At 71.6% G+C, this 1,013-nt stretch carries 1 protein-coding gene; it reads left to right on the top strand.

Translation table 11 applies throughout. The features are described 5' to 3' along the window. Positions 1-63: 63 nt before the first annotated feature. On the top strand, positions 64-1,013 hold a 950-nt coding region (locus IE318_RS44400), incomplete at its 3' end, for an IS481 family transposase (RefSeq protein WP_189908492.1).

Genomic DNA, 1,013 nt, shown 5'->3' with positions numbered 1-1,013 from the left:
GGTGAGGGCCTTCTGGGTTCGGTGTGGATTGCGACATCTACCGCCGACCGCCAGGAGGCCCTCGTGTCCCACCGTAATGCCCCGCTGACCCCGACCGGCAGGCTGCGGCTGGCCCGGTGTGTCGTGGAGGACGGCTGGCCGCTGCGTCTGGCTGCGGAACGCTTCCAGGTCAGCCACACCACCGCGGCAAGGTGGGCCGGCCGCTACCGGCAGCTGGGCACGGCGGGCATGCACGACCGCTCCAGCCGCCCGCACCACCAGCCTCGCCGCACCGCGGCTGCCGTCGAGGCGCAGGTCGTGCACCTGCGCCGCGAACACCGGATCGGCCCCCTCCGCCTGGCCGCCCGCTGCGGCATTGCCGCATCGACAGCGCACCGCATCCTCCAACGCCATGGGCTGCCCGCCCTGGCCGCCACCGACCGGGCCACCGGAGAGCCCGTGCGCCGCTACGAACGCGCCCGGCCCGGCGAACTGGTCCACATCGACGTCAAGAAGCTGGGCCGCATCCCCGACGGCGGCGGCCACAAAGTCCTCGGCCGCGCGGCCGGCAGCCCGAACAAGGACCGCCGCAACGGCGTCGGTTACGCCTACCTGCACACCGCCCTGGACGACCATTCCCGCCTGGCCTACACCGAAGACCTGCCCGACGAGAAGGCCGCCACCTGCGCCGACTTCCTCACCCGGGCTGCCACCTGGTTCGCCGCTCAGGGCATCACCGTCGAACGGGTCCTGACCGACAACGCCTGGGCCTACACCAAGACCACCTGGCGCGACACCTGCCACAAGCTGGGCATCAGCCCCCGCTGGACCAGGCCCTGGCGGCCCCAGACGAACGGCAAGGTCGAACGCTTCCACCGCACCCTGCTCGAGGAATGGGCCTACCACCGGCCCTACACCTCAGAGGCCGAACGGCAGGCCGCGTTTCCCGACTGGCTGGACTGGTACAACTACCACCGACCCCACACCGGCATCAGCGGCCAAACACCAGCCAGCCGCGTCACCAACCTGTCCGG

It is taken from the genome of Streptomyces spiralis (genome assembly GCF_014654675.1).
Taxonomy (GTDB): domain Bacteria; phylum Actinomycetota; class Actinomycetes; order Streptomycetales; family Streptomycetaceae; genus Streptomyces; species Streptomyces spiralis.
Note: the sequence above shows the minus strand (reverse complement) of the source record. Positions and strands in the feature narration are given on the sequence as shown.